We start from the raw sequence: 26,030 nt of genomic DNA on the forward strand, positions 1-26,030 counted from the left end.
CCGTGAGGAGGTCGCGTCGTGAGCAGTCCCATGACCTCCATGGCGGCGATGCGCTCGTTCCGCCGGGACCCGTCGGTCACCTCGCGGCCGCTGCCGAAGGGCACCGTGCGCCGCATCCTCGGCGTCGCCCGGCCCTACCGGCGCGAGCTCACGTTCTTCCTGCTGCTGGTGGTCGGCTCCTCGGTCATCGGCGTGCTCACCCCGCTGCTGGCCGGCGACATCGTCAACCGGATCGCCCGCCTCGACGGCACCGCCGGCGGCATCGTCCGCATCGCGCTGTTCATCGCCGGCCTGGCGGTGGTCGACGCCGCGATCTCGGTGGCCACCCGCTGGTACTCCGCCCGGATCGGCGAGGGCGTCATCTACGACCTGCGCAGCCGGGTGTTCGAGCACGTGCAGCGGATGCCGGTCGCGTTCTTCACCCGCACCCAGACCGGTGCGCTGGTCAGCCGGCTCAACAACGACGTCGTCGGCGCGCAGCAGGCGTTCACCTCGACGCTGTCCGGCGTCGTGTCCAACGTGATCGGACTGGTGCTCACCGCCGGTGTCATGTTCACGCTGTCCTGGCAGATCACCCTGCTCTCGCTGGTGATGGTGCCGCTGTTCGTGCTGCCCGCGCGGCGGATCGGCCGGCGGCTGCAGGAGATCACCCGGGAGTCCTACGGGCTCAACGCGTCGATGAACGCGACGATGACCGAGCGGTTCAACGTCGCCGGGGCGCTGCTGGTCAAGCTGTTCGGCCGGCCCGACACCGAGGCCGAGAGCTTCCGCGGCCGCGCGGCGCGGGTGCGCGACATCGGCGTCCTGTCGGCCATGTACGGCCGCACCTTCTTCACCGCGCTGACCCTGGTGGCGGCGCTGGCCACCGCGCTGGTCTACGGCCTGGGCGGCTGGCTGGCCTTCGACGGGTCGCTGTCGCCGGGCGACGTCGTCGCGCTGGCGCTGCTGCTGTCCCGGCTGTACGGTCCGCTGACCGCGCTGTCGAACGTCCGGGTCGACGTCATGAGCGCGATGGTCAGCTTCGACCGGGTCTTCGAGGTGCTCGACCTCGCGCCGATGATCGCCGAGGCGCCCGGCGCCGTCCCGGTGCCGGCCGGCGACCGGTCGATCGAGTTCGACGCCGTCTCCTTCAGCTACCCGGCCGCCACCGACGTGTCGCTGGCCTCGCTGGAGGACGTGTCGCTGCCCGAGCACGGCGGCCCGACGGCGGTGCTGCACGACGTGTCGTTCCGGGTCGAGCCCGGGCAGATGGTGGCGCTGGTCGGGCACTCGGGTGCCGGCAAGTCGACGATCGTCAACCTGGTGCCGCGGCTGTACGACGTGACCGGGGGCGCGGTGCGGGTCGGCGGGCTCGACGTCCGGGAGGCGACGCTGGCGTCGCTGCGCGACGCGATCGGGGTCGTCAGCCAGGACGCGCACCTGTTCCACGACACCATCCGCGCCAACCTGCTCTACGCCCGCCCGGACGCCACCGAGGAGCAGCTGTGGGCGGCGCTGACCGGTGCCCGGATCGCCGCGCTCGTGGCGGCGCTGCCCGACGGCCTGGACACCGTCGTCGGCGACCGCGGCTACCGGCTCTCGGGCGGGGAGAAGCAGCGGCTGGCCATCGCGCGGGTGCTGCTCAAGGCGCCGGGGATCGTCATCCTCGACGAGGCGACCGCGCACCTGGACAGCGAGTCCGAGGTGGCGGTGCAGCACGCGCTGGACACCGCGCTGACGGGCCGGACGTCGCTGGTGATCGCGCACCGGCTGTCCACGATCCGCAGCGCCGACCAGATCCTCGTGGTCGACGACGGTCGCATCGCGGAGTCGGGCACTCACGAGGAGTTGCTGGCGCTCGGGGGCCGCTACGCCGACCTCTACCGGACCCAGTTCGCCGACGGCGAGCGTCGGACGGTCGGCGCGGCGTAGCAACTAGCGTTCCTCCTGCCCCAGCTGCACCAGGAGGAGCTCCGTGACGTCCGCGCACCCGTACGACGCCCAGATCCGCGCCCTCTACGCCGACTTCGTCGACGGCTGGAACCGGCGCAGCGGCGCGGCGGTGGCCGCGGTCTTCGCCGACGACGGCGACATGATCGGCTACGACGGGACGTCGGTGAGCGGCCGGCTGTCGATCGCCTCGGACCTGCGGCGGGTGTTCGGCAGCCACCCGACGGCGACCTACGTGGCCGTGGTCCGCTCGGTGCGCGCGGTCACTGACGGCGTGGCCGTACTGCACGCGCACGCCGGGATGATCCCGCCGGGGGAGGACGACGTGGACCCGGGGCTGCACAGCATCCACACGCTGGTCGCCGTCGACGAGGGCGGCGGACGCTGGAAGACCACGCTGTTCCAGGCGACGCCGGCCGCGTGGCTGGGCCGCCGCGACGCCCGGGACGCGCTGACCCAGGAGCTGCGCGGGCTGCTCGCCACCGCCCGGTGAGCGTGCTGGTGGCGGCCGCGGACCTCCTGGCGGGGCCGGACCTCCCGGCGGGCCCGGACCTCCCGGCGGGGCCGGACCTCCCGGCGGGGCGGCGGCCGGTGCTGCTCGACGTCCGCTGGGCGCTGGGTGACCCGCACGGCCGGGAGCGGTACCTGGCCGGCCACCTCCCGGGCGCGGTGTTCGTCGACCTGGAGACCGAGCTCGCCGCACCGCCGTCGGCCGCCGGGGGCCGGCACCCCCTGCCGTCGCCTGCGGCCCTGCAGGCCGCGGCCCGGCGGTGGGGCATCCGGTCCGGCGACGCCGTCGTCGCCTACGACGCCACCGGCGGGCAGGCCGCCGCGCGGGCGTGGTGGCTGCTGCGCTGGGGCGGGCTGACCGACGTCCGGCTGCTCGACGGCGGCCTGGACGCCTGGGTCGCGGCCGGCGGGGAGCTGGAGACCGGCGACGTCGTCCCGGAACCCGGCGACGTCGTGCTGACCGGCGGCCGCATGCCGACCCTCACCGCCGACGAGGCCGCGGCGCTCCCCGCGCGCGGCGGGGTGCTGCTCGACGCGCGGGCCGGCGAGCGCTACCGCGGCGAGCGCGAGCCGGTGGACCCGCGGGCCGGGCACGTGCCGGGCGCGGTGAGCGCGCCGACGGGGGAGAACCTGCGGGCGGACGGCCGGTTCCGGACCGACCTGGCCGAGCGGTTCGCCGCGCTCGGCGTCCGGCCGGGGACGGCGGTCGGCGTCTACTGCGGCTCGGGCGTGACCGCCGCGCACGAGGTGGCGGCGCTCGTCGAGGCGGGCGTCGAGGCGGCGCTGTGGCCGGGCTCCTGGTCCCAGTGGTCGGCCGACCCGTCCCGCCCGGTCGCCACCGGCCCCTGAGGCACCCTCCTAGCCCTGACGGCTCCCGATCGCGGCGTCGTAGCGGTCGAGCAGGACGGCGGCGATGCGCTCGTCGGGCAGCAGGGGAGCGGTGACGACGTCGGCGCCGGCCTCGGCCAGCCTGCCGTGGAAGTGGCCGGGCGCGAGCAGGTAGGCGGCGACGACGACCCGCTCGGCGCCGGCCTTCCGCGCGGCGGCGACCGCGTCGGCGACCGGGGGCTGCGCGGCCGAGCCGTAGCCGGTGGTGACGGGGCCGGCCCAGGAGCGCTGCAGGAGGTCGGCGGTGTCCTCGACGTCGGCCACCGACCGCGGGTCACTGGAGCCCGCGGCGGCGAGGACCACGGCGGTGAGGGGGTCGCGCGGGTCGGCGCCGGCCTGCACCAGCCGGTCGGAGAGGACGTCGGCCAGCCGCGGGTCGGGGCCCAGCGGGCGGGCGGCGACGGCGGACTCGTGCGCGGCCACGGCGCCCGCGATGTCGACGTGCACGTGGTACCCGCCGGACAGCAGCAGCGGCACGACGACGGCCGGCCGCCCCTCCGCGGCGAGGCCCGCGACGACGTCGACCACCGTGGGCGGCTGCACGTCGACGAAGGCGGCCGTCGTCACCAGCCCCGGGCGCAGCCGGCGCGCGGCCAGGGCCAGCTCGGCGACCAGCCGGCGCCCGGTCGGGTTGCGCGTGCCGTGCGCGCACGCGACGAGGACCGGAGCGTCGCTCACGGGGTGCGCAGGACGCCGCCGTCGACCGCCACCATCGTGCCGGTGACGTAGCCGGCGGCGGGGGAGAGCAGGAAGGCCGCCACCCGGCCGAACTCGTCGGGCTCGCCGACGCGGCGCAGCGGGATGCCGGCCTCGGTGCGCGCCCGCATCGCCGCCGGGTCGCCGGACGCGGCCTCGATGTCGGTGATCCGGTCGGTGGCGATCGTGCCGGGCATCAGCCCGACCACCCGGATCCCGCGCGGGCCGAGCTCGTCGGCCAGCGCCTTCGCGGTCATGGCCAGGCCCGGGCGCAGCGCGTTGGAGATGGCCAGGTGCCCGATCGGCTGGCGCACCGACGTCGACAGCACGAACCCGATCGCCGCCCCGGCGGACAGGTGCGGCTCCAGCGCCCGGACCAGCCGCAGGGGGCCGAGGAGCACACTGTCGACGGCGGCCCGCCAGTCGTCCTCCGCCGTCGTCAGCACCGTGCCCGGCGCCGGGCCGCCGACGGAGACCAGCACGCCGTCGACCCGGCCGAGCACCTCGAGCGCGCGGCCGACGAGCAGGTCGGCGGCGCCGGGGTCGGCGAGGTCGGCGGCCACCCCGGACGCGCCGTCGCCCAGCTCCGCCACGGCCGCGGAGACCGACTCGGGGGAGCGGGAGCTGACGAGGACCCGGGCCCCGTCGGCGACGAGGGCCCGGGCGGTCGCCAGGCCCAGCCCCCGGCTCGCGCCGGTGAGCAGGTACCCGCGACCGCCCAGGCCCAGGTCCATCGGGGGATCAGCCTCCGATCAGGCGTTGCGCAGCGAGCGGAGGACGTACTGCATGATCCCGCCGTTGCGGTAGTAGTTCGCCTCGCCGGGGGTGTCGATGCGGACGCGGGCGTCGAACTCCACGTCGCCCGCCTTCACCTTCACCGTGCGGGGCGTGCGGCCCTCGTTCAGCTCGGTGATCCCGGTGATCGTGAACTCCTCGTCGCCGGTCAGGCCGAGCGACTCGCGGTTCTCGCCCTCGGGGAACTGCAGCGGCAGCACGCCCATGCCGATGAGGTTGGAGCGGTGGATCCGCTCGTAGCTCTCCGCGATGACCGCCTTGACGCCGAGCAGCGCCGTCCCCTTGGCCGCCCAGTCGCGCGACGAGCCGGAGCCGTACTCCTTGCCGGCCAGCACGACCAGCGGGATGCCGGCCTCCTGGTAGGCGACGGAGGCGTCGTAGATCGTCGTCGTCTCGCCGGTCAGGTGGTTCTTGGTGACGCCGCCCTCGGTGCCGGGCACCAGCTGGTTGCGCAGCCGGATGTTGGCGAAGGTGCCGCGGATCATGACCTCGTGGTTCCCGCGGCGGGAGCCGTAGGAGTTGAAGTCGCGCCGCTCCACGCCGTGCTCGCGCAGGTACTTCCCGGCCGGGCTGTCGGCCTTGATCGACCCCGCGGGCGAGATGTGGTCGGTGGTCACCGAGTCGCCGAGCACCGCCAGCGCCCGGGCGCCGGTGATGTCCTGGACCGGGGCCGGCCGGTCCTGCATGCCCTCGAAGTACGGGGGCTTGCGGACGTAGGTGCTCTCGGCGTCCCACGAGAACGTGTCACCGGTGGGCGTGGGCAGGTTCTGCCACTGCTCGGTGCCGGCGAAGACGTCCTCGTAGCTGCGGCCGAACTGCTCGGCCGAGACCGCCTCGTCGATGACCCGCTGCACCTCGGCCGGCGAGGGCCAGATGTCGCGCAGGTACACGTCCTGGCCGTCCTTGCCCTTGCCCAGCGGCTCGGACGTGATGTCGACGTCCATCGAGCCGGCCAGCGCGTAGGCGATGACCAGCGGCGGGCTGGCCAGGTAGTTCATCTTGACGTCGGGGTTGATCCGGCCCTCGAAGTTCCGGTTGCCCGACAGCACCGAGACGACGGCGAGGTCGGCCTCGTTGACCGCGGCCGACACCGGCTCCGGCAGCGGGCCGGAGTTGCCGATGCAGGTGGTGCAGCCGTAGCCGACCAGGAAGAAGCCGAGCTTCTCCAGGTACGGGGTGAGGCCGGACTTCTCGTAGTAGTCGGTGACGACCTTCGAGCCGGGCGCCAGCGTCGTCTTGACCCACGGCTTGGTCTGCAGGCCCGCCTCGACGGCCTTCCTCGCCAGCAGCGCCGCCCCGAGCATCACCTGCGGGTTGGAGGTGTTGGTGCAGGAGGTGATCGCGGCGATCACGACGTGGCCGTGGTCGACGAAGGTCTCGGTGCCGTCCTCGAGCACCACCCTGGTCGGCTTGTTCGGCCGGTCGGGCAGCGACTCGCCGGGCAGGTACGGGTGCGGCTTGCCGTCCTCGCCGTTGCCGTGGGCGAAGGGGCTCACCGGGTCCGACGCCGGGAACGACTCGGCCGAGGCCTCGTCGGCCGCGGACACCACGCCGTAGGGCTGCTCGTTCTGCGGGACGCCGGGCTTGCGGTCGTCGCCGCCGGTCTGGTCGTCGGCGACGTAGTCCGGCAGCGCGGCGCGGAAGGAGGCCTTGGCGTCCGACAGCGCGACGCGGTCCTGCGGCCGCTTCGGGCCGGCGATCGAGGGGACGACCGTGGACAGGTCCAGCTCGAGGTACTCGGAGAAGGCCGGCTCGCGCGACGGGTCGTGCCAGAGGCCCTGCTCCTTGGCGTAGGCCTCGACCAGGGCGACCTGCTCGGCCGAGCGGCCGGTGAGCCGCAGGTAGGCGATGGTCTCCTCGTCGATGGGGAACATCGCCGCGGTCGAGCCGAACTCCGGGCTCATGTTGCCGATCGTGGCGCGGTTGGCCAGCGGCACCGCGGAGACGCCCTCGCCGTAGAACTCGACGAACTTCCCGACGACGCCGTGCCGGCGCAGCATCTCGGTGATCGTGAGGACCAGGTCGGTGGCGGTGGAGCCCTCGGGCAGCTCGCCGGTCAGCTTGAAGCCGACCACGCGCGGGATGAGCATCGAGACCGGCTGGCCGAGCATCGCGGCCTCGGCCTCGATGCCGCCGACGCCCCAGCCCAGCACGCCCAGGCCGTTGACCATCGTGGTGTGCGAGTCGGTGCCCACGCAGGTGTCGGGGTAGGCGACGACGCGGTCGCCCTCCTGCCGCGGGAACACCACGCGGGCCAGGTGCTCGATGTTGACCTGGTGGACGATGCCCATGCCCGGGGGGACGACCTTGAAGTCGTCGAAGGCGCCCTGGCCCCAGCGCAGGAACTGGTAGCGCTCGCCGTTGCGCTGGTACTCGATCTCGACGTTGCGCTCGAACGAGTCCGGGGTGCCGAAGACGTCGGCGATGACCGAGTGGTCGATGACCAGCTCGGCCGGGGCGAGCGGGTTGATCTTGTTCGGGTCGCCGCCGAGCTCCGCCATGGCCTCGCGCATGGTGGCGAGGTCGACGATGCAGGGGACGCCGGTGAAGTCCTGCATGACCACGCGGGCCGGGGTGAACTGGATCTCCTGGTCGGGCTCGGCCGAGGGGTCCCAGTTCGCCAGCGCCCGGATGTGGTCGGCGGTGATGTCCGCGCCGTCCTCGGTGCGCAGCAGGTTCTCGAGGAGGACCTTCAGGCTGAAGGGGAGCCGGTCTGCGCCCTCGACCGCGTCGAGCCGGTAGATGTCGTAGTCGGTGCCGTCGACGCTGAGCGTCGACCGGGCTCCGAAGCTGTCCTTGCTGGCTGCCACTGCTTGCGCCTCACCCTCGAGAGTCCATCGGGCTTGAATGCCACCCCCCATCATCCCAGCCGCCTGCGGAGACGCACTGGTGAGGCGACCCTTCCCTTCCCCGGTGACGTCGCTCCCACCGGCGACCTACCGTGGGGCGCGTGACCGGCGCCGTCCCCGACCCGCTGCCCGCCTGGCTGGCGCAGGCCCGGCGGGTGACCGTCCTGACCGGCGCCGGGATCTCCACCGACAGCGGCATCCCCGACTACCGCGGCCCCAACGGCGTGTGGACCCGTGACCCGGACGCCGAGAAGCTCGTGACGCTGTCCTACTACGTCGCCGACCCGGAGATCCGGCGCAAGGCGTGGCGCATGCGCGCGGACGTGCGGGCGGCCACGATCGCCCCGAACGCCGGGCACCGGGCGCTGGCCGACCTGGAGCGGCAGGGCCGGCTGCGGGCGCTGCTCACCCAGAACGTCGACGGGCTGCACCAGGCCGCCGGGTCCTCGCCGCGGGCGGTGCTCGAGCTGCACGGCACGGTGCACGCGGTCGAGTGCCTGTCGTGCGGGGACCGGACGTCGATGGACGAGGCGCTGGCCCGCATCGACGCCGGCGACCCCGACCCGGCCTGCACCGTCTGCGGCGGCATCCTCAAGTCCGCGACGGTGAGCTTCGGGCAGGCCCTGGACGAGCGGGTCCTCGACGCCGCGGCCGCCGCCGCCGCGGACTGCGACGTCTTCCTCGCCGTCGGCACCTCGCTGGTCGTGTACCCGGTGGCCGGGCTGGTCGAGATCGCCGCCGCGCACGGCGCGCGGGTGGTCATCGTCAACGCCGAGCCCACGCCCTACGACGGGCTGGCCGACCTCGTCGTCCGCGAGCCCATCTCGACGGCGCTGCCGCGGCTGCTGGGGACGGCGTGACCCGGGCCGGACCGGAGGCGCGCCATCGGGCACCGGTGCTCGACGAGCTGCCGCGGCGGGCGCGCGTCCTGCGGACGCGGTGACCCTGCTCGTCGTCCACCTGGCGCTGACGGCGGCCTACGCCGGCTTCCAGTGGACCGTGCGGGCACTGGTCTACCCGCAGTTCGCGCAGGTCCCGGCCGCGGCGTTCCCGGCCTACGAGCGGGCGCACCAGCGGCGCGTGTCCCGGGTCGTGGGCCCGCTGTTCGCCGGGCAGGGCGTCACCACGCTGTGGCTGCTGGCCGCCCGGCCCGACGGCGTCCCGCTGCTGCCGGTGCTCGCGGGCGGCGCCTGCCTGGCCGTCGTCCTCGGCGTCACCGCGCTGCTCGCCGTGCCGCTGCACCGGCGGCTGGGCGAGGGGTTCGACGCCGGCGCGTTCGGCCGGCTGCTGCGGGCGGACACCGTCCGGGCGGTGGCCGCCACCCTCGGCACGGTCGCGGCCGGGTGGCTGCTGCTCGTCAGCGGCTAGCGTGACCCCGACCACGTCGAGCGGCTGACCGGCGCGCCGGCAGCCCTGGCCACCGGGAGCCCGGCATGCGCGTGCCCCTCACCACCCGCGACTTCCTCGACCGCGCCGAGCTGGTCTACGGCGACCGCGTCGGCGTCGTGGACGAACCGGACCAGCCCGCCCCGTCGGTGGGCGAGGTGACCTGGCGCGAGGTGGCCCGCCGCGGCCGCGCGCTGCAGGCCGGCCTCGACGCGCTCGGTGTGGGGGAGGGCGAGCGGATCGCTGTCGTCAGCCACAACGCCGCCCGGCTGCTCGAGGTGCTGCTCGCCGTCCCGTCGTCGGGGCGCGTGGCGGTGCCGGTCAACTTCCGGCTCAACCCCGAGGAGGTCTCCTACATCGTCGGGCACTGCGGCGCGCGCGTGCTGCTGGTCGACCCCGAGCTGGAGGCGAGCCTCAAGGGCGTCGAGGCCGAGCACCGGTTCACCACCGGCGAGGAGTACGAGCAGCTGCTGGCCTTCGACGCCGAGCCGCGGCCGTGGAGCGAGCCCGACGAGGACGCCACCGCCACGATCAACTACACGAGCGGGACGACGGCGCGGCCCAAGGGCGTGCAGATGACCCACCGGAACATCTGGGTCAACGCGGTCACCTTCGGCATGCACATGCAGGTCGGCGACCGCGACGTCTACATGCACACGCTGCCGATGTTCCACTGCAACGGCTGGGGCCTGCCGTACACGATGGCCGGCGTCGGCGCCCGCCAGGTGGTGCTGCGCAAGGTGGACGGCGCGGAGATCCTGCGCCGGGTCGAGCGGCACGGCGTCACGATGATGTCCGGCGCGCCGGCGGTGTGGAACGCCGTCCTCGACGCCGCCGCCGAGTGGGACGGCGAGGTCCCCGGCCGCGACCGGGTGCGCATCGTCGTCGCCGGGGCGCCGCCGCCGTCGCGGACGATCGCCCGGGTCGAGGCCGAGCTCGGCTGGGAGTTCAACCAAATCTACGGCCTCACCGAGACCGCGCCGCTGCTCACGATCAACCGGCCGCGCGCCGAGTACGACGAGCTCGACCCCGAGGAGCGCGCCAGGCGGCTGTCGCGCGCCGGCGTGCCGGCGATCGGCACCCGCATCGCGGTGAGCGAGTCCGGGGAGGTGCTGGCGCAGGGCAACACCGTGCTCGCCGGCTACTGGGAGAACCCCGACGCCTCCGCCGAGGCACTGGAGGGCGGCTGGTTCCACACCGGCGACGGCGGCAGCCTCGACGACGGCGGCTACCTGACGATCTCCGACCGCAAGAAGGACGTGATCATCACCGGCGGTGAGAACGTCTCCTCGATCGAGGTCGAGGACGCCGTCTTCAGCCACCCCGCCGTCGCCGAGGTCGCCGTCATCGGCATCCCCGACGAGAAGTGGGGCGAGCTGGTGACCGCGTTGGTGGTGCTCGCCGAGGGCGAGACGGCGACCGAGGCGGAGATCATCGCCCACTGCCGGTCCCGGCTGGCCGGCTACAAGGCCCCCAAGCGGGTCGAGTTCCGGGACGAGCTGGCCCGCACCGCCACCGGCAAGATCCAGAAGTTCAAGCTGCGCGAGCCGTTCTGGTCGGGGACCGGCGGCCGCCAGGTGAACTAGCGCGCTCCCCCCTAGGGGGGAGATCCGCCCGCCTGCCCCTCCGGAGGTCACCCGGACCGGTCGACAACCGGTCCGGGTGGCGCCCGCACGGGCGTCCGGAGACCAGCGCCCGGCCTGCGACGCCGGCGCACCGGGAGGGGTCGGCACGTGGGTACGGGTACGCGCACGCGACATCACCGCTGGGCGGTCCGGGCGGCGGGCACGGCGGTCGCCGGGCTGGTCGTCCTCGGGCTGGCGCCGGGCACCGCGTCGGCCGCGCCGAGCGACGCCGAGATCGCCGCCGCCGAGGCCGCCCGCGACGCGGCCGCCGCGCAGGTCGGCGTGCTCAGCGCCCAGCTGGCCCAGGCCGAGGCCGCCGCCGCGGAGGCGCACCAGGCCGCGCAGATCGCGCTGCAGGACTACGAGGAGACGCGGGCCGCCTACGAGGCCGCCCGCACGGCCGCCGACGCCGCCACGGCCGCCGCCGCGCAGGCCGACGCCGACCTCGCCGAGGGCCGCACGCAGGTCGCCCGCCACGCCCGCACGGTCTACATGCAGGGCAGCACCGCGCCCGGCGCCACCGCGCTGCTCTCCGCCGCCGGCCCCGCCCAGCTGGTCGAGCGCGCCGCGCTGCTCGAGGCGGCCGGCACCCACCGCGTCGACGTCGTCGGCGAGCTGACCGTGCTGCAGGAGCAGGCCACCCAGGCCCAGCAGCAGGCGCAGACGGCGTCCGTGCAGGCCGAGACGCTGCAGGAGCAGGCCGCCCAGGCGCTGGCCGGCGCGCAGGCCCAGGAGACCGCCTCCCGCGAGCAGAGCGCCGCGCTCGCCGAGCAGCGCGACGCCCTCGCCGCACAGGCCGAGGCCGCCGGGCAGCAGGTGGCCGGCATGCAGGCGGAGCAGGACGCCGCCGAGGCCGCGGCCGCCCAGGCCGCCGCGGCCGCCCGCCAGGCGGCGGCCGCCTCGGCGAGCCAGGCCGCGCCGTCGCCCGGCCCGGCCGGCAGCTCGTCCTCCTCGTCGTCGTCCTCGTCGGGCTCGTCGTCGGGCTCGTCCTCGAGCCGCCCGTCGTCGGGCGGGTCGTCGTCGGGCGGGTCGTCGAGCAGCAACCCGACGCCGCCGGCCACCACGACGGCCGGCGCGCCCTCCGGCTCGGCGGTGCAGACGGCCGTCGACGCGGCGCTGTCGCAGCGCGGCCTGCCCTACAGCTGGGGCGGTGGCGGCGCCAACGGCCCGTCCTACGGCATCCCGCCGGACACCCGGGTCTACGGCTTCGACTGCTCCGGGCTGACCGAGTACGCCTACGCCCAGGCCGGCATCCGGATCGGCGGCACCAGCCGCGACCAGTGGTGGCTCAACCGCGGCAAGACCGTCGCCCGGGCGGACCTACGCGCCGGTGACCTGGTCTTCTGGGCCAACGGCAGCTCGTACCTGGACATCTACCACGTGGCGCTCTACATCGGCGACGGCAAGGTGGTGCAGGCGCCGCAGAGCGGCGACGTCGTCCGGGTGTCGTCGATGTGGTACGGCAGCGACTACTTCGGAGCCGTGCGGCCGACCGCCTGAGGGAGGACCTCGCTGCCCCCCGCCGCTCGCAGGCCCGCGGCGGGACCCTGCGGGGAGGCCACGGGGAGCGGACGGGGCGAGAGTTCGGGGCGTCGGGCAGCCACGGGGGGAGCTGCCCGACGCAGGGGCCACGCTAGCAGCAGGGGCCCCGGCGGGGCAGGGGGAAGACCCGGCGCGCCGCGGCCTTCGTCCTCCGATCGGCGCGTCGCCCGGCGCGTCGCGCGGAGCACCCCGGGACGGGCGCCCGGCGTGCCAGCGCGCACGGCGGTCGGACTCCCGGCCGCGTGTAGGACACTGGCTCGTGGGACGGGCGAGAGGCCCCGTCACCGGCCCCCGTGTCGCTCCCGTGACGCGTCCGGAGGCCGCGGACCGGCACGACAGGGAGCCCTGTGACCACCGCCGCCAGCACCCCGCTCGAGAAGCCCGCCGGCGCACCGGTCCCGCCCTCGGTGGACGCCGCGCTGCTGGAGCGCGCGCTGTTCGAGATCAAGCGGGTCATCGTCGGCCAGGACCGGCTGGTCGAGCGGATGCTGGTGGCCCTGCTCGCCCGCGGCCACGTGCTGCTCGAGGGCGTGCCCGGCGTCGCGAAGACCCTCGCCGTCGAGACGCTGGCCACCGTCGTCGGCGGGAAGTTCGCCCGCCTGCAGTTCACCCCCGACCTGGTGCCGGCCGACATCCTCGGCACCCGCATCTACAAGGCCGGGCAGGACGCCTTCGACACCGAGCTCGGCCCGGTGTTCGCCAACTTCGTCCTGACCGACGAGATCAACCGCGCGCCGGCGAAGGTGCAGTCGGCGCTGCTGGAGGTCATGGCCGAGCGGCAGGTCTCCATCGGCGGCGTCACCCACCCGCTGCCCGACCCGTTCCTCGTGCTGGCCACGCAGAACCCGATCGAGTCCGAGGGCGTCTACCCGCTGCCCGAGGCCCAGCGCGACCGCTTCCTCATGAAGGTGCTCGTCGACTACCCGACGCCGGAGGAGGAGCGCGAGATCATCTACCGGATGGGCGCGAACCCGCCGGTGCCCGAGACCGTCCTCGGCCCCGAGGACCTGCGCCGCATGCAGCGCACCGCCTCGCAGGTGTTCGTGCACCACGCGCTGGTCGACTACGTCGTCCGGCTCGTCGTCGCCACCCGGCAGCCGCGCGAGCACGGCATGGACGACGTCGCCTCGTGGGTCTCCTACGGCGCGAGCCCGCGCGCCTCGCTCGGCCTGATCGCCGCCAGCCGGGCGCTGGCGCTGGTCCGCGGCCGCGACTACGTGCTGCCGCAGGACGTCCTCGACGTCACCACCGACGTGCTGCGCCACCGGCTGGTGCTGTCCTACGACGCGCTGGCCGACGGCGTGCCCGCCGACCACGTGGTCAAGCGGATCCTGCAGACGGTGCCGCTGCCCCAGGTCACCCCGCGGCAGCGGGCCGGCGGCTTCGGCCCGGCCGCGCCGGGCGGGCCGCAGGTGCCGCCGCCGGGGGCGCCGCAGTACGGCCCGCCGCAGGGCGGTCCGCAGGGCCCCTACGGGCCCGGCTTCCCGCCCGCCCCGCAGCCCCAGCCCGGCGGCCCGGTCCCCAACGGCCAGCCCCCGCAGGCCCGGACCGGCAACGGCCAGGCGCCCCAGGCTCCCGGCGGCAACGGGCACGTCCCGGGGACCCCGCAGGCGTGAGACTGCGGCGCGGCCGGGCGCGGACCGGGGAGGACCCGGCCGCGCCCGCCGACGAGCCCGACGCCGGCGCCCCTGCCGTCGCGACGGCCGACCCCGACGGCGACCTGCCGCACTTCGGCGAGGGCCCGGCCGACGTGCTGCTGCAGCGGCTGGAGCTCACCGTCCGCCGGCGCCTGGACGGGCTGCTGCAGGGCGACCACCTCGGTCTGGTGCCCGGCTCCGGCAGCGAGGCCGGCGACTCCCGGACCTACCACCCCGGCGACGACGTCCGGCGCATGGACTGGCCGGTGACCGCCCGCACGCAGGTGCCGCACGTCCGCGAGACGATCGCCGACCGCGAGCTGGAGACCTGGGCGGTGGTCGACCTCTCGGCCAGCCTCGACTTCGGCACCGGCAACTGCGACAAGCGGGACCTCGCGATCGCCGGGCTCGCCGCGGTCAGCCACCTCACGGTGCGCGGCGGCAACCGGCTCGGCGCCGTCGTCACCACCGGCGAGCGGGTCGACCGGTACCCGGCGCAGGCGGGGCGGCTGGCCGCCGACCGGCTGCTGCGCGCCGTCGTCGCCACCCCGCGGGCCACGACCGGCCGCCGCGGCGACCTGGCTGCGGCGCTGGAGACGCTGCGCCGCCCGCCGCGCCGCCGCGGGCTGGTGGTCGTCGTCTCCGACTTCCTCGGCGACCTGGACTGGGAGCGCCCGCTGCGGGGTCTGGGCGCCCGGCACGAGCTGCTGGCCATCGAGGTGGTCGACCCGCGCGAGCTGGAGCTGCCCGACGTCGGCCCGCTGACCGTCGTCGACCCGGAGACCGGGCAGACGCTCGAGGTGCCCACCGGCGACCCGCGCTTCCGCGCCCGCTTCGCCGAGGCCGCGGCCGAGCAGCGGCGGGCGATCGCCGCCTCGCTGCGCCGCGCCGGGGCCGGGCACCTGCAGCTGCGCACCGACCGCGACTGGGTGATGGACGTCGTCCGGTTCGTCGCCGACCGGCGGCGCGCCGGCAGCGGCGGGGCGTCCCGGTGAGCTCCCACCGCACCACGAGAGAGGCCCGCCCGTGAGTTTCCAGTCACCGCTGTGGCTGATCGCGCTCGTCCCCGTCGTCGCGCTGGCGGTCCTCTACGTCGTCCGCCAGCTGCGCCGCCGGGTGTACGCGGCGCGGTTCTCCCAGACCGGGCTGGCGCAGAGCCTGCTGCCGAAGCGGGCCGGCTGGGTGCGGCACGTCGCGTTCGGCCTGACGCTGACCGCGCTGCTGGGGCTGGTGCTGTCGCTGGCGCAGCCGAGCACCGAGGTCCGGGTGCCGCGGGAGACCGCGACCGTCGTCCTCGCGCTGGACGTCTCGCTGTCGATGCAGGCCGAGGACATCGAGCCCAGCCGGTTCGAGGCAATGAAGGACGCCGCCAGCGACTTCGTCGACATCCTCCCGGAGCGGATCAACCTGGGGCTGGTGTCGTTCTCCGGCACCGCCTCGACGCTGGTGGCACCGACCACCGACCGCGAGCAAGTGCGCGGCGCGATCCAGAACCTGGAGCTGTCGGAGGCGACGGCGATCGGCGAGGCGATCTTCACCTCGCTGACCACGATCACCACGTTCCAGTCGACGCTCGACGTCGAGGACCCCGAGCAGCTGCCGCCGGCGCGGATCCTGCTGCTGTCCGACGGCTACAACACCGTGGGCCGGGAGAACACGCAGGCCATCGCGGCGGCGCAGGCGGCCGAGGTGCCGGTGTCGACGATCGCGTTCGGCACCGACTACGGCTCGATCGAGATCGGCGGCGAGGTGACGCCGGTGCCGATCGACCGCGACGCGCTGCGGCAGATCGCCGACGAGACCGGCGGGCAGTACAACGAGGCGCGCAGCCGCGCCGAGCTCGAGGCGGTCTACGACGACCTCGGCAGCCAGATCGGCTACACCACCGAGCCGCGGGACGTCTCGTACTGGTTCGTCCGCGTCGCCACGCTGCTGCTGGCCTGCGGGCTGGGCCTCGCGGCCTGGCGCCTGCAGCGCCTCTTCTGACGGACCGGGCCGGGGAGGGCACCCTCCCCGGCCCGGGGCCCTACTCGGTCGGGTCGAGGACGAGCTTGCCGGCGGTGCGGCGGGACAGGATGTCCTGGTGCGCCTCGCGGACGGCGGTCAGCGGGTAGCGGCCGCCGCCGACCGGCTTGAGCGCCCCGTCGGCGGTGAGCTGGAGCAGCTCGGTCATGGCGTCGTCGAGCATGGCCGGGCGGCTGAAGCAGTGCGCCAGCCAGAAGCCGACGACCGCGCGGCTGGTGCCCATGAGCGACGGCGCCTGCACCGGCTTCGGCGGGCGGCGGCCGGCCATGCCGTAGGCCACGAGCCGGCCGAACGGCGCCAGCGCGGAGAACGAGCCGTCGAAGACGTTGCCGCCGGTCATCTCCAGGACGACGTCGACCCGCTTGCCGCCGTTGGCCTCGCGCAGCGCGGCGGTGAACGTCTTCGGGTCGTCGTCGGCCAGCGCCGGGTCGACGGTGGCGTCGGCGCCGAGCTCCTCGGCCAGCGCGCGCTTCTCCGGGCTGGAGGCGGTCGCGACGACCCGCCCGGCGCCCCACCGTTTGGCCAGCTGGACGGCCAGCGAGCCGACCCCGCCGGCGCCGGCGATGACGACGACCGACTCGCCCGCGGCCAGGTGCGCGCTGGTGCGCAGCAGGTGCCAGGCGGTGGTGCCCTGCAGCACGAGGGCGAGGGCCTGCTCGTCGGTGACGGCGTCGGGCACCGGCCAGGTCAGCTGCGGGTTGGCGACGACCTTCTCCGCGTAGCCGCCGCCGTCGAGCAGGCCGACGACGCGCTCGCCGCCGCCCACCGGCCGGCCGACGAACTCCGCGCCCGGGATCAGCGGCAGCGTCTGCGGGGCGAGGTAGCTGTCCTCGGTCTGGTGGGTGTCGGCGTAGTTCACGCCGGCCGCGCTCACCTCGTAGAGCTGCTGGCCGTCGCCGGGGACGGGGTCGGGGAGGTCGACGACGTCGAGGACCTCGGGGCCGCCGAAGCGGGTGATCTGCACGGCACGCATGCGGACGAGGCTATGGCCGGACCAGGGGATGGCCGTCAGGGAGGCCCGGCTGCTTGCCCAGCGACAACATCACCTGCCGCTAGCGCCCACCTGCCCTGCGCCGACCTCGCGTAGCGCGTCAGTGCCCGTCACGGCGGCAGACGAGACCGAACGCCGGTCTGCGTCGGGGGCCGAATCGCCTCGGGCGGTGTTCGTCGTCCCCTGAACGTGGCTGGTACCGACGAACTGGTCATTCCGTTCCACGAGGAGTGAAGCCTGCAGCGCCGCAGCCGTGCCCGCGCCAGGACCCTCCGTGTCATGGCGGCTACGCAAAGTAGCGGACTCCGTTGACGACAGTCCGTGGCCATTTGACGACCTATCGATCCCAGCACCCTCGGTGGGAGACTGGTGACACTCCGACGACGACAGGGGTCGACATGGAACCCGTGAGTCTGCTGTTGGCGGCCTTGGCGGCTGGGGTCGGGGCGGGAGTGCAGGACGTCGCTGGCTCTGCGGTGAGGGACGCATACGCGAAGCTGCGCGAGGTCCTCCGCCGGCGGTTCGCCGGCAGGCCGGCGGCCGAGGAGGCGCTGGCCGAGCACGAGAAGGACCCGAAGGCGTACGAGCCGCTGCTGCGCAGGTACGTGACCGAGACGGGCGCCGACCGTGACGCCGAGGTGCTGGAGCTCGCGGAGAGGGTGCTGGCTCTCGCCGACTCCGCGGGGAGCGCCGCCGGCAAGTACCGGGTGGACGCCGCCCACGCGCAGGGCGTGCAGGTCGGTGATCGCAACCAGCAGATCAACACCTTCGGCGCCGGGTGACCGAGGACGTGACGCCGGAGGTCCCCGCCGGCGCGCCACGGGTGGACGCCGAGCGGGCGCAGGGCCTGCAGGCCGGCAACTTCAACCGGCAGACCAACGTCTTCCAGGTCAGCAGGGAGACGGTGGCCCGGCGCGCGGTCTTCCTGCCGCCCCGCCACCGGGTGACGGGCCGCGAGCAGCTCCTGGACCAGGTGCGGCGGGAGCTGCTGCGCCTGACCGCGGGCGAGGACGCCGGCCCGGTCGTGCTGACGCTGCACGGCCTGGGTGGGGTGGGCAAGTCCAGCCTGGCTCTCGAGTACGCCCACCGGCGCTGGATCGCGGGGGACTACGGACTGGTGTGGTGGGTGGCGACGGCCGAACCGGCCACGGTCGCCACGCAGTTGGGGACGCTGCTGGCCGCCCAGCTCGACGTCGACGTCGAGGGCCGGGACCCGGTCGCGGCGACCCATGCGGTGCTGGCCGCACGCACGGACCCGTGGCTGCTCGTCCTCGACAACGCGGAGAGCCCGGACGCCGTCCGTGAGTTCCTCCCGCCGGCCGGGTCCGGGCACGTGCTGGTGACCAGCCGCAACCCCAGCTGGTACCCACACCCGGGCCTGGAGGTGCCGGACCTGGACCCGCCGGCGGCGGTGGCCTTCCTCATCGGCCGGACAGGGGACCCCGACGAGGTCAGCGCCGGACAGCTGGCCGAGGAACTGGGCTACCTGCCGCTGGGCCTGGAACAGGCCGGTGCCTACATCGCGGCCTCACCGGGCGCCACGCTCGTCTCCTACCTGCGGTCGTACGGTCGGCACCGGCCGGATCTGCTCGGGCGTGGAGACCCGACCGACTACGAGTACCCGATCGCACGGACGTGGAGCGTCGCGCTCGAGGCGCTCAGCCCGACGGCGGTGGGGCTGCTGCGGCTGCTGGCCTGCTGCGGCCCCGACGACGTCCCCCTCACCCTGCTGCTGTCCGGCGGCCCCGTCGCAGCGGGACTGGCGCCGGAGCCCGCCGACGTCCTCGGCGCGCTGGCCGGGGACGAGCTGACCCTGGACAACGCACTGGCCGAGCTGTACCGCTACTCCCTGGTGCGGACGGGCGCCGGCTCCCGGAGGGTGCAGGGGGCGGACGCCGAGGTGCCGCGGGACGGGCGGACCGTGTCGGTGCACCGCCTGGTCCAGGCCGTGGTCAGGGACCAGCTGTCGGACGAGCAGCGGACGGCGTGGGAACGCGCCGCGCGCTTCCTCCTCCACCGTGCCGTACCCCTCGACCCGGAGGACCCGGCGGGCTGGCCGGCCTTCTCGGCGCTGCTGCCGCACCTGCTGGCGACGCTGCCCGACACCGACGACGACTTGCGAGGGGCCGCGCGGTTCCTCCACGTCCGCGGGGACTTCCGCAGCGCCCGACGGGTGCTGGACCGGGTGGTCCCGGGCCTGGCAGGCGCGCTGGGGCCGGAGCACCCCGACACCCTGGCGGCGCAGGTCGACCTGGCGCGGACCCTCTTCGCCCTGGGGGACCTCGAAGGGGCGCGCCGGGTGCTGGACCAGGTCGCCAGGACCCGGTCACAGGTGCTGGGCCCCACCCACCCGGCCACCCTCACCGCCCAGGCCAACCTCTCCCTCACCCTGTGGTACCTGGGCAGGTGGATCGAGGCGCGGGAGGTGCTGCAGCGGGTGATCGGCGGACTGGCGCAGGTGCTGCCCGAGCCGGGACCGGCCGGGCCGACCGAGCCGGGTGGTGGCGGGGCCGACCAGGCCGGCCTTGCCGACCTGGCCGGCCTGGCCGGCCTGGCCGACCTGGCCGACCTGGCCGACCTGGCCGACCTGGCCGAGGCGAGGCTGCCCCTGGAACGGGTGCTGCCGGCCTGGTTGCGTGCGTCGGGGTCCGATGAACCCCTGGTCCTCACGACGGGGGCGGTCACAGCGCTGACGCTGGCCGATCTGAGGGGACTCGGAGAGGCGCGGCGGGTGCTGGTCCGCGTGGAGCAGGTGCTGGAGCAGACACTGGGACCGGAGCACCCGAGCACGCTGACGACCTCCGGGAACCTGGCGTTCGTCCTGATGGCAGCGGGCGAGCTCGTCGAGGCCCGGCGCGTCCTGGAGCGGCTGGTGGCGGCCCGGCTGCGGGTGTCGGGTCCGGAACACCCGGCGACGCTGACCGCGCAGGGCAGTCTCGCCGGGACCCTCACCGTCCTGGGGGAACTGGCCGAGGCCCGCCGGCTCCTCGAGCAGGTGGTGTCCGTCAGGGAGCGGGTGCTGGGCAGCGAGCACCCGGACACCAGGACGGCGGAGGCCAACCTGGCGCTGGTCCTGGCGCAGTCGGGGGAGTGGTGCCCGGCCCGCGGGTTGCTCGAGCGGGTGGTGGACGGGCTCGAGCGGACCCTGGGACCGACCCACCCCGACACCCTGACCGCCCAGGGCGACCTCGCGGCGGTCCGGGCCGGGACGGGGGAGTGGGGTGCTGCCCGGGAGTTGCTCGAGCAGGTGCTCGAGGGCCTGTCGTACGCAGTGGGTCCCGATCACCCGGTGACGTTCTCCGCACGGGAGAACCTGGCCGTCATCACCGCCCATCAGGGAGCCTGAGCAGCCATCGCGCCGTGTCGTCCGCATGGCGGAGTGGCCCGGCCGGAGCGCGCCGACGGCCGGCGGTGCTGCCGGCGAGCCGCCGGCCTGGGGCCGCGGGATCGTCAGCCCGGTCCGGGAGGGGTGGACGCCCCGATGGGACGTCCACCCCGCTCGCCGGTCGAGTCGACGACCTTGGTGGGCGGCCGGCCCGCGCCAGGCGGGCCGGCCGGGACCTCATGTCATCGAGCGGTCTGCGCCTCCCGGCGCGGGAGCACCCAGTCGGGCCGCACGTAGTGGCAGGTGTAGCCCCACGGGTACTTCTGCAGGTAGTCCTGGTGCTCCTCCTCGGCCTCCCAGAACGGGCCGGCCGGCGACACCTCCGTCACGACCTTCCCGGGCCACAGGCCCGAGGCGTCGACGTCGGCGATCGTGTCGAGGGCGACCTGGCGCTGCTCCTCGCTCGTGTAGAAGATCGCCGAGCGGTAGCTCCGGCCCACGTCGTTGCCCTGCCGGTCCACCGTCGTCGGGTCGTGGATCTGGAAGAAGAACTCCAGGAGCTCCCGGAACGAGATCACGTCGGGGTCGAAGACGATCTCGACCGCCTCGGCGTGGTCGCCGTGGTCGCGGTACGTGGCGTTCGGGGTGTCGCCGCCGGAGTACCCGACGCGGCTCGATAGCACCCCCGGGCGCTTGCGCAGCAGGTCCTGCGCGCCCCAGAAGCAGCCGCCGGCGAGGATCGCGGTCTCGGTGGTCACGTGTGCCTCCCTCTGTGTCGGGCGAGAGGCTGAACACCGCGACCGGGGCTGGTCTTCCCACCGGCTCCCGTGGCCGGGAGCCGGTGGGGAGACCAGCCCGGAACGGCGACGGGGTCAGGAGCAGATGAACTCGAGCAGGTCGGCGTTGATCGTCTCGGCCTGCGTCGTCGGCATGCCGTGCGGGAAGCCGGCGTAGGTCTTCAGCGTCCCGTTCTGGAGGAGCTCCGCGGACCGCGGCCCCGAGTTCTCGTACGGGACGACCTGGTCGTCGTCGCCGTGCATCACGAGGACCGGCACCGTGATCTTCCGCAGGTCGTCGGTGAAGTCGGTCTGGGAGAAGGCGACGACGCCGTCGTGGTGGGCCTTCGCGCCGCCCATCATCCCCTGGCGCCACCAGTTGGCGATGATCGCCTCCGACGGTTCGGCGCCCGGCCGGTTGAACCCGTAGAACGGCCCCGACGGCAGGTCGCGGTAGAACCGGGACCGGTTGGTGGCGACCTGGGTCTGGATGTCGTCGAACACGCTCTTCGGCAGGCCGCCGGGGTTGGCGTCGGTCCGCACCATGAGCGGCGGCACCGCGCTGATCAGCACGGCCTTGGCGACGCGCTCCTCGCCGTGCCGGCCGAGGTAGCGCGCGACCTCGCCGCCGCCGGTCGAGTGGCCGACGTGCACCGCGTCGTGCAGGTCGAGGTGCGCCGTCAGCGCGGCCAGGTCGTCGGCGTAGTGGTCCATGTCGTGGCCGTCGCCGGTCTGGGTCGAGCGGCCGTGCCCGCGCCGGTCGTGCGCGATCACCCGGTAGCCCTGGGCCAGGAAGAACATCATCTGCGCGTCCCAGTCGTCGGCCGACAGCGGCCAGCCGTGGCTGAAGACGACCGGCTGACCGGAGCCCCAGTCCTTGTAGAAGATCTCGGTGCCGTCGTCGGTCGTGATCGTGCCCATGTCGTGCCTCCGTCGGTCTCGCGGGGGTGGCGGGTCCGCAGGTGGATCGCCCGGGTGCGACCTCATCCCAGCCGGAGTCGGTGGTCGGCGAGCGGCCGCAGTGGGGCGGTTCGGTGAACTCGGTGGTCGACGGGGCCGCGGCGTCGCCCGCTGCCACGGGCCCCGGGGTCAGGTCCTCCGGCCGCCACAGGGTCGTGGGCCCGCCCGCACGAGCGCAACCCCCGCGGCGCCGGAGCCGGCGCCCGGCGGGTCGACCGGTGCGCGGGTTCAGGTGACGGGCAGCGCGACCAGACGGGCGGCCAGCTCGGCGTTGCGGCGGAGGAACGGCGTCCATCCGGCCGGCGCGCGGGTCCCCGACGAGGCGTGGGCGCAGGGCTCCTGGTCCCAGCCGCGCACCCGACCACCCCGGATGCGCAGCCGCACGAGCACCTCGCCCGTCCAGCCGGTGACGTCGCCGTCGGCCTGCTCCCCGGGCGCGGTGACCCGCTGCGGCGCGACCACCCACTGCACGGCCTCGATCTCCTCCTGCAGCCGGGCCGCGGCCTCGTAGGCCTGCGCCGCGGCCGCGGCGTCCCGCCGGGCGCCCAGCGCCGCCAGCGCGGCGGCGACCGCTCCCGGCTCGCGGTCGAGCACGGCCGTCAGCGCGGCGGCGAGCTCCGGGAGGGAGGCGTCCTGCGCGCCCCGCAGCCGCGCCAGCTCCCGCTCGCCGGCGCTCCGGCCGGGGCCGGCGTGGGCGAGCGGGTACACGCGGGACAGCCCGGAGACGGCCGACCGCACCCTGCGGCGGCCGAGGTAGGGGCCGAAGTGGCGCACTCCCGGCCCGGGCCGGGCGTCGGAGACGACGTCGAGGCGCGGCGCGTCCGCCGAGGGGTCCAGCCGGATCCGCACGGGGACCTCCAGGCCCCCGGGGATCCGGTTCCACGGGGGCAGCGAGCGCTCGAGCAGGTTGCGCTCGGCCCACGCGGCCTCGTGCACGGAGTCGCAGACGAGCGCCTCGACCCGGGCGACCCGGCCCACCATCCGCCGCAGGTGGCGGCGGTCGCGCAGGTCGCCCCAGTAGGAGCCGACGCGGGAGCGCAGGTGCGTGGCCCGGCCGACGTAGAGGACGCGCCCGACGCCGTCCCGGAAGCGGTACACGCCAGGAGCGGCCGGCAGCACGGCGACGGCGTCCGGTCGGGCGGGCACGCGCCCATGGTGCGCGCGCCGTCTCCGCGGGCGGCGGCGCCGCGCCCCACCCGCCCCGGCCGCCACACCCGTCACGCCGGAGTCCGCGTGCGGGGTGTGCGCCACCGGGCGCCGGGCGGTTGCGCCGCTGTGGTTGGCTCGACGGTCGGGAACGACCGAGGAGGCCCCCATCCCCGCTGACCGGATCCTGGAGGCGGCGACGCGGATCGCCGACCTGCTGCTCGACGTCCAGACGACGGTGAACGCGCAGATCGACGCCACGCTCGCCGACCTGCTGCCCGGCGTCCAGCGGCAGGTGGGCGTCTCGGCGGCGGACGGCGCCGACCTGTCCGGCCTGGTGAACGCGCGGATCACCGGCCTGAGCGTCGTCGTCACCCCCGCGGCGGTGGCCACCGTCGTCCCGCTGTCGCCGGAGTCGGCCGCGACGACCCGCGCCGCGCGGGCCGCGGTCACCGACGTCCTCACCGGCGCCGACGACCGCCTCGTCGTCATCGCCGGCCCCTGCTCGGTGCACGACCCCGCCGCCGCGCTGGAGTACGCCGCCTTCCTCGGCCGCATGCGGGCGCGGCACGGCGACGACCTCGAGATCCTCATGCGGACCTACACGGAGAAGCCGCGGACCGAGGTGGACTGGAAGGGCTTCGCCTACGACCCGTTCCTCGACGGGTCCAACCGGATCAGCGTCGGCCTGGTCGCCACCCGGATGCTCATGTGCCGCATCACCGGCATGGGCGTCCCCGTCGCCGCCGAGCCGCTCAACGCGCTCACGCCGCAGTACGTCAACGGGCTGGTCACCTACAACGGCGTCGGCGCGCGCAACGTCACCGACCAGACCGCCCGCGAGCGGGTGTCGGGCTTCTCGTCCGTGGTGGGCTTCAAGAACTCGCCCGAGGGGAGCGTCGACTCCGCCATCCAGGCCGTCGTCACCGCGCGCGCCCCGCACGAGTTCCTCGGCGTCGACCACCACGGGGTCTCGGCGCAGCTGTCGACCACCGGCAACGACACCGGCCACGTCATCCTGCGCGGCACCAAGGACGGCCCCAACTACTCGGCGGCGCACGTCGCCGAGGTGAAGCGGAAGCTCGCCGCGCGCGGGCTGCCGGAGGTGGTCGTCGTCGACGCCTCCCACGGCAACAGCCAGAAGGACCACCGCCGCCAGCCCGCGGTCGTGGGCGACCTGGCCGGGCAGGTCGCCGGCGGGGAGCGGGGGATCCGCGGCGTGATGATCGAGTCCAACCTCGCCGAGGGCCGGCAGGACCTCGACCGCGAGCACCCCGAGCGGCTCGAGTACGGCGTGAGCGTCACCGACGCCTGCGTCGACCCGGCGACGACGGAGGCCCTGCTGGCCGAGCTGGCCGCCGCCGTCCGGTCCCGCCGCGGCACCGCCTGACCGGGCGCGCGCCGAGGGGCCTGGCCGTCCCCGCCCCGGGCGGGCACCATCCCTGCCCACGGCGGGGCTCGCGGTCCTGCCCGGAGGACGGAGGTGGCCGGTGACCGCAGGGACCGTCGACCGGATCGGCGTCGTCGGCGCCGGGATCGTGGGCCTGGCGGTCGCCCGCCGGCTGGCCGAGCTCCGGCCCGACCTGCACGTCACGGTCGTGGACAAGGAGGACGACGTCGCCGTCCACCAGACCGGCCACAACAGCGGCGTGGTGCACGCCGGGCTGTACTACGCGCCCGGCTCGCTCAAGGCGCGGCTGTGCACCCGCGGCCGCGGCCTGCTGCGCGACTTCTGCGCCGAGCACGGCCTGGCCTACGACGAGTGCGGCAAGCTCGTCGTCGCCCGCCGCGACGACGAGCTGCCCGCCCTGGACGAGATCGAGCGGCGGGCCACCGCGAACGGGGTGCCCGGCCTGCGCCGGCTGTCCGCCGAGGGGCTGCGCGAGGTCGAGCCGGAGGCGGCCGGCGTCGCGGCGCTGCACTCGCCGCACACCGCGATCGTCGACTTCCGCGCCGTCGCCCGGGCCATGGCCGGCGACCTGCGGGACAAGGGCCACGACGTCCGGCTCGGCTTCGAGGTCACCGCGGTGCTGCCGCAGGTCGGCGGGGGAGTGGTGGTGTCCTCCGGCCGCGAGGCCTTCGCGGTCGACCGGCTGGTGGTCTGCGCCGGGCTGCAGAGCGACACGGTGTCCCGGCTGGCCGGGGACGACGCGGGCCCGGCGATCGTGCCGTTCCGCGGCGAGTACTTCCGGCTGGTGCCCGAGCGCGAGCACCTGGTCCGCGGGCTGATCTACCCGGTGCCCGACCCCCGGTACCCCTTCCTCGGCGTGCACTTCACCCGCCGGGTCGGCGGCGGGGTCGACGTCGGGCCCAACGCCGTCCTCGCGTTCGCCCGCGAGGGCTACCGGCGCCGCGACGTCCGGCCGGCCGAGCTGCTGCGGACGCTCACCTGGCCCGGCATGCGCCCGCTGGCCCGGCAGCACTGGCGCACGGGCGTGGCCGAGTTCCGCGGGTCGCTGTCCCGCCGGGTGTTCCTCGCCGCGGCCCGGGAGTTCGTGCCCGCGCTGACCGACGACGACGTGGTGCGCGCCCCCGCCGGCGTCCGCGCCCAGGCCGTCGACCGGGACGGCAGCCTGGTCGACGACTTCCGCGTCCACCGGCTCGGCCCGGTCGTCACCGTCCGCAACGCGCCCTCGCCGGCGGCCACCTCCTCGCTGGCGATCGGCGAGCACGTGGCCGAGCGGGTCCTCGCCGACGACGGGGACTGACCGGTCAGCCGCGGTCGCGCGGCACGGGAGGAGCGGCCGGCAGCAGGAAGCCCGCCGCGGCGACGGCCAGGCAGGTCGGGCAGAGCAGGGAGAGCCCGTCGTGCGGGCACGCGGACCGCCGGTTCGCCACCTCCAGCCGGTGCACCAGCCAGCGCGCCCACGCCCGCTCCCACCAGGACGGCACGACGCCGACCCTCAGCGCCCGGGACCGGTCACGGGCGCGGTCCCGGGCGGGCGGACCG

22 protein-coding genes are annotated in these 26,030 nt (G+C 75.3%); 14 read left to right on the forward strand and 8 right to left on the reverse strand.

Annotated elements, in window-relative coordinates:
- Window positions 1-18: 18 nt before the first annotated feature.
- Genes ACI79Z_RS13985 through ACI79Z_RS13995 form a run of 3 tightly spaced genes read left to right on the forward strand, consistent with a single transcriptional unit; the run spans window position 19 to window position 3,288 of the window.
- The gene (locus ACI79Z_RS13985; RefSeq protein WP_387992898.1) at window positions 19-1,911 is read left to right on the forward strand and encodes an ABC transporter ATP-binding protein; all 1,893 of its coding nucleotides are present in this window, start codon (window positions 19-21) and stop codon (window positions 1,909-1,911) included.
- 43 nt (window positions 1,912-1,954) lie between these two features.
- On the forward strand, window positions 1,955-2,422 hold the full coding sequence (locus ACI79Z_RS13990; protein ID WP_387992895.1) for an SgcJ/EcaC family oxidoreductase: 468 nt from the start codon (window positions 1,955-1,957) through the stop codon (window positions 2,420-2,422).
- Window positions 2,419-3,288, forward strand: a complete 870-nt coding sequence (locus tag ACI79Z_RS13995) for a sulfurtransferase (protein ID WP_456902963.1) — start codon at window positions 2,419-2,421, stop codon at window positions 3,286-3,288. Before ACI79Z_RS13990 ends, ACI79Z_RS13995 begins: the two co-directional genes overlap by 4 nt.
- A 9-nt stretch (window positions 3,289-3,297) precedes the next feature.
- Here ACI79Z_RS13995 and ACI79Z_RS14000 read toward each other — a convergent pair whose 3' ends face one another.
- From ACI79Z_RS14000 to ACI79Z_RS14010, 3 genes are read right to left on the reverse strand one after another with little or no spacing between them, the layout of a single operon-like run.
- Window positions 3,298-4,005, reverse strand: a complete 708-nt coding sequence (locus tag ACI79Z_RS14000) for a sirohydrochlorin chelatase (protein WP_456902964.1) — start codon at window positions 4,003-4,005, stop codon at window positions 3,298-3,300.
- A complete protein-coding gene (locus ACI79Z_RS14005) occupies window positions 4,002-4,757 on the reverse strand; it encodes an SDR family oxidoreductase (RefSeq protein WP_387992886.1) in 756 nt (251 codons plus the stop codon). Before ACI79Z_RS14005 ends, ACI79Z_RS14000 begins: the two co-directional genes overlap by 4 nt.
- 18 nt (window positions 4,758-4,775) lie before the next feature.
- The gene (locus ACI79Z_RS14010) at window positions 4,776-7,628 is read right to left on the reverse strand and encodes an aconitate hydratase (RefSeq protein ID WP_456902965.1); all 2,853 of its coding nucleotides are present in this window, start codon (window positions 7,626-7,628) and stop codon (window positions 4,776-4,778) included.
- A 140-nt stretch (window positions 7,629-7,768) separates the two neighbouring features.
- Here ACI79Z_RS14010 and ACI79Z_RS14015 point away from each other — a divergent pair, with 140 nt between their 5' ends.
- The 7 genes from ACI79Z_RS14015 (at window position 7,769) to ACI79Z_RS14045 (ending at window position 15,843) form a co-directional block, all read left to right on the forward strand.
- A complete protein-coding gene (locus tag ACI79Z_RS14015; protein WP_387992880.1) occupies window positions 7,769-8,527 on the forward strand; it encodes an SIR2 family NAD-dependent protein deacylase in 759 nt (252 codons plus the stop codon).
- Between the two features lie 79 nt (window positions 8,528-8,606).
- Complete coding sequence (locus ACI79Z_RS14020; protein ID WP_456902966.1) at window positions 8,607-9,035, forward strand: DUF1772 domain-containing protein; 429 nt, start codon at window positions 8,607-8,609, stop codon at window positions 9,033-9,035.
- A gap of 65 nt (window positions 9,036-9,100) precedes the next feature.
- Entirely contained in the window at window positions 9,101-10,639 is a 1,539-nt protein-coding gene (locus ACI79Z_RS14025; RefSeq protein WP_456902967.1) for an AMP-binding protein, read from the forward strand.
- 147 nt (window positions 10,640-10,786) lie between these two features.
- Window positions 10,787-12,178, forward strand: coding sequence for a C40 family peptidase (locus ACI79Z_RS14030; RefSeq protein WP_456902968.1), 1,392 nt, complete (start codon window positions 10,787-10,789; stop codon window positions 12,176-12,178).
- 389 nt (window positions 12,179-12,567) lie between these two features.
- Entirely contained in the window at window positions 12,568-13,836 is a 1,269-nt protein-coding gene (locus ACI79Z_RS14035; protein ID WP_456902969.1) for an AAA family ATPase, read from the forward strand.
- Window positions 13,833-14,852: a DUF58 domain-containing protein gene (locus ACI79Z_RS14040; RefSeq protein WP_387989718.1), complete on the forward strand. Its 1,020-nt coding sequence runs from the start codon at window positions 13,833-13,835 to the stop codon at window positions 14,850-14,852. The genes ACI79Z_RS14035 and ACI79Z_RS14040 overlap by 4 nt, the downstream gene beginning before the upstream one ends.
- A 31-nt stretch (window positions 14,853-14,883) precedes the next feature.
- Window positions 14,884-15,843, forward strand: a complete 960-nt coding sequence (locus tag ACI79Z_RS14045) for a VWA domain-containing protein (RefSeq protein ID WP_456902970.1) — start codon at window positions 14,884-14,886, stop codon at window positions 15,841-15,843.
- A 40-nt stretch (window positions 15,844-15,883) separates the two neighbouring features.
- Here the strand turns inward: ACI79Z_RS14045 and ACI79Z_RS14050 are convergent, their stop codons facing one another.
- A complete protein-coding gene (locus ACI79Z_RS14050) occupies window positions 15,884-16,855 on the reverse strand; it encodes a quinone oxidoreductase family protein (protein WP_456902971.1) in 972 nt (323 codons plus the stop codon).
- 494 nt (window positions 16,856-17,349) lie between these two features.
- On the opposite strand from ACI79Z_RS14050, the gene ACI79Z_RS14055 reads away from it, so the two are divergent.
- Both ACI79Z_RS14055 and fxsT read left to right on the forward strand, forming a co-directional pair.
- Complete coding sequence (locus ACI79Z_RS14055) at window positions 17,350-17,655, forward strand: hypothetical protein (protein WP_456902972.1); 306 nt, start codon at window positions 17,350-17,352, stop codon at window positions 17,653-17,655.
- Complete coding sequence (gene fxsT, locus ACI79Z_RS14060; RefSeq protein ID WP_456902973.1) at window positions 17,652-20,219, forward strand: FxSxx-COOH system tetratricopeptide repeat protein; 2,568 nt, start codon at window positions 17,652-17,654, stop codon at window positions 20,217-20,219. The genes ACI79Z_RS14055 and fxsT overlap by 4 nt, the downstream gene beginning before the upstream one ends.
- A gap of 221 nt (window positions 20,220-20,440) precedes the next feature.
- Here fxsT and msrA read toward each other — a convergent pair whose 3' ends face one another.
- The 3 genes from msrA to ACI79Z_RS14075 form a co-directional block, all read right to left on the reverse strand.
- Window positions 20,441-20,956, reverse strand: coding sequence for a peptide-methionine (S)-S-oxide reductase MsrA (msrA, locus tag ACI79Z_RS14065; RefSeq protein ID WP_456902974.1), 516 nt, complete (start codon window positions 20,954-20,956; stop codon window positions 20,441-20,443).
- A gap of 114 nt (window positions 20,957-21,070) precedes the next feature.
- The gene (locus ACI79Z_RS14070; protein WP_456902975.1) at window positions 21,071-21,895 is read right to left on the reverse strand and encodes an alpha/beta fold hydrolase; all 825 of its coding nucleotides are present in this window, start codon (window positions 21,893-21,895) and stop codon (window positions 21,071-21,073) included.
- Between the two features lie 267 nt (window positions 21,896-22,162).
- Entirely contained in the window at window positions 22,163-23,080 is a 918-nt protein-coding gene (locus tag ACI79Z_RS14075) for a hypothetical protein (protein ID WP_456902977.1), read from the reverse strand.
- Between the two features lie 94 nt (window positions 23,081-23,174).
- Here ACI79Z_RS14075 and ACI79Z_RS14080 point away from each other — a divergent pair, with 94 nt between their 5' ends.
- Both ACI79Z_RS14080 and lhgO read left to right on the forward strand, forming a co-directional pair.
- A complete protein-coding gene (locus tag ACI79Z_RS14080) occupies window positions 23,175-24,470 on the forward strand; it encodes a 3-deoxy-7-phosphoheptulonate synthase (protein ID WP_456902978.1) in 1,296 nt (431 codons plus the stop codon).
- Between the two features lie 100 nt (window positions 24,471-24,570).
- Window positions 24,571-25,788, forward strand: coding sequence for an L-2-hydroxyglutarate oxidase (gene lhgO / locus ACI79Z_RS14085; RefSeq protein ID WP_387989741.1), 1,218 nt, complete (start codon window positions 24,571-24,573; stop codon window positions 25,786-25,788).
- Window positions 25,789-25,792: 4 nt separating this feature from the next.
- Here the strand turns inward: lhgO and ACI79Z_RS14090 are convergent, their stop codons facing one another.
- Complete coding sequence (locus tag ACI79Z_RS14090; RefSeq protein WP_387989744.1) at window positions 25,793-25,972, reverse strand: hypothetical protein; 180 nt, start codon at window positions 25,970-25,972, stop codon at window positions 25,793-25,795.
- Window positions 25,973-26,030: the final 58 nt, after the last annotated feature.

Source organism: Geodermatophilus sp. SYSU D00663 (assembly GCF_054050655.1).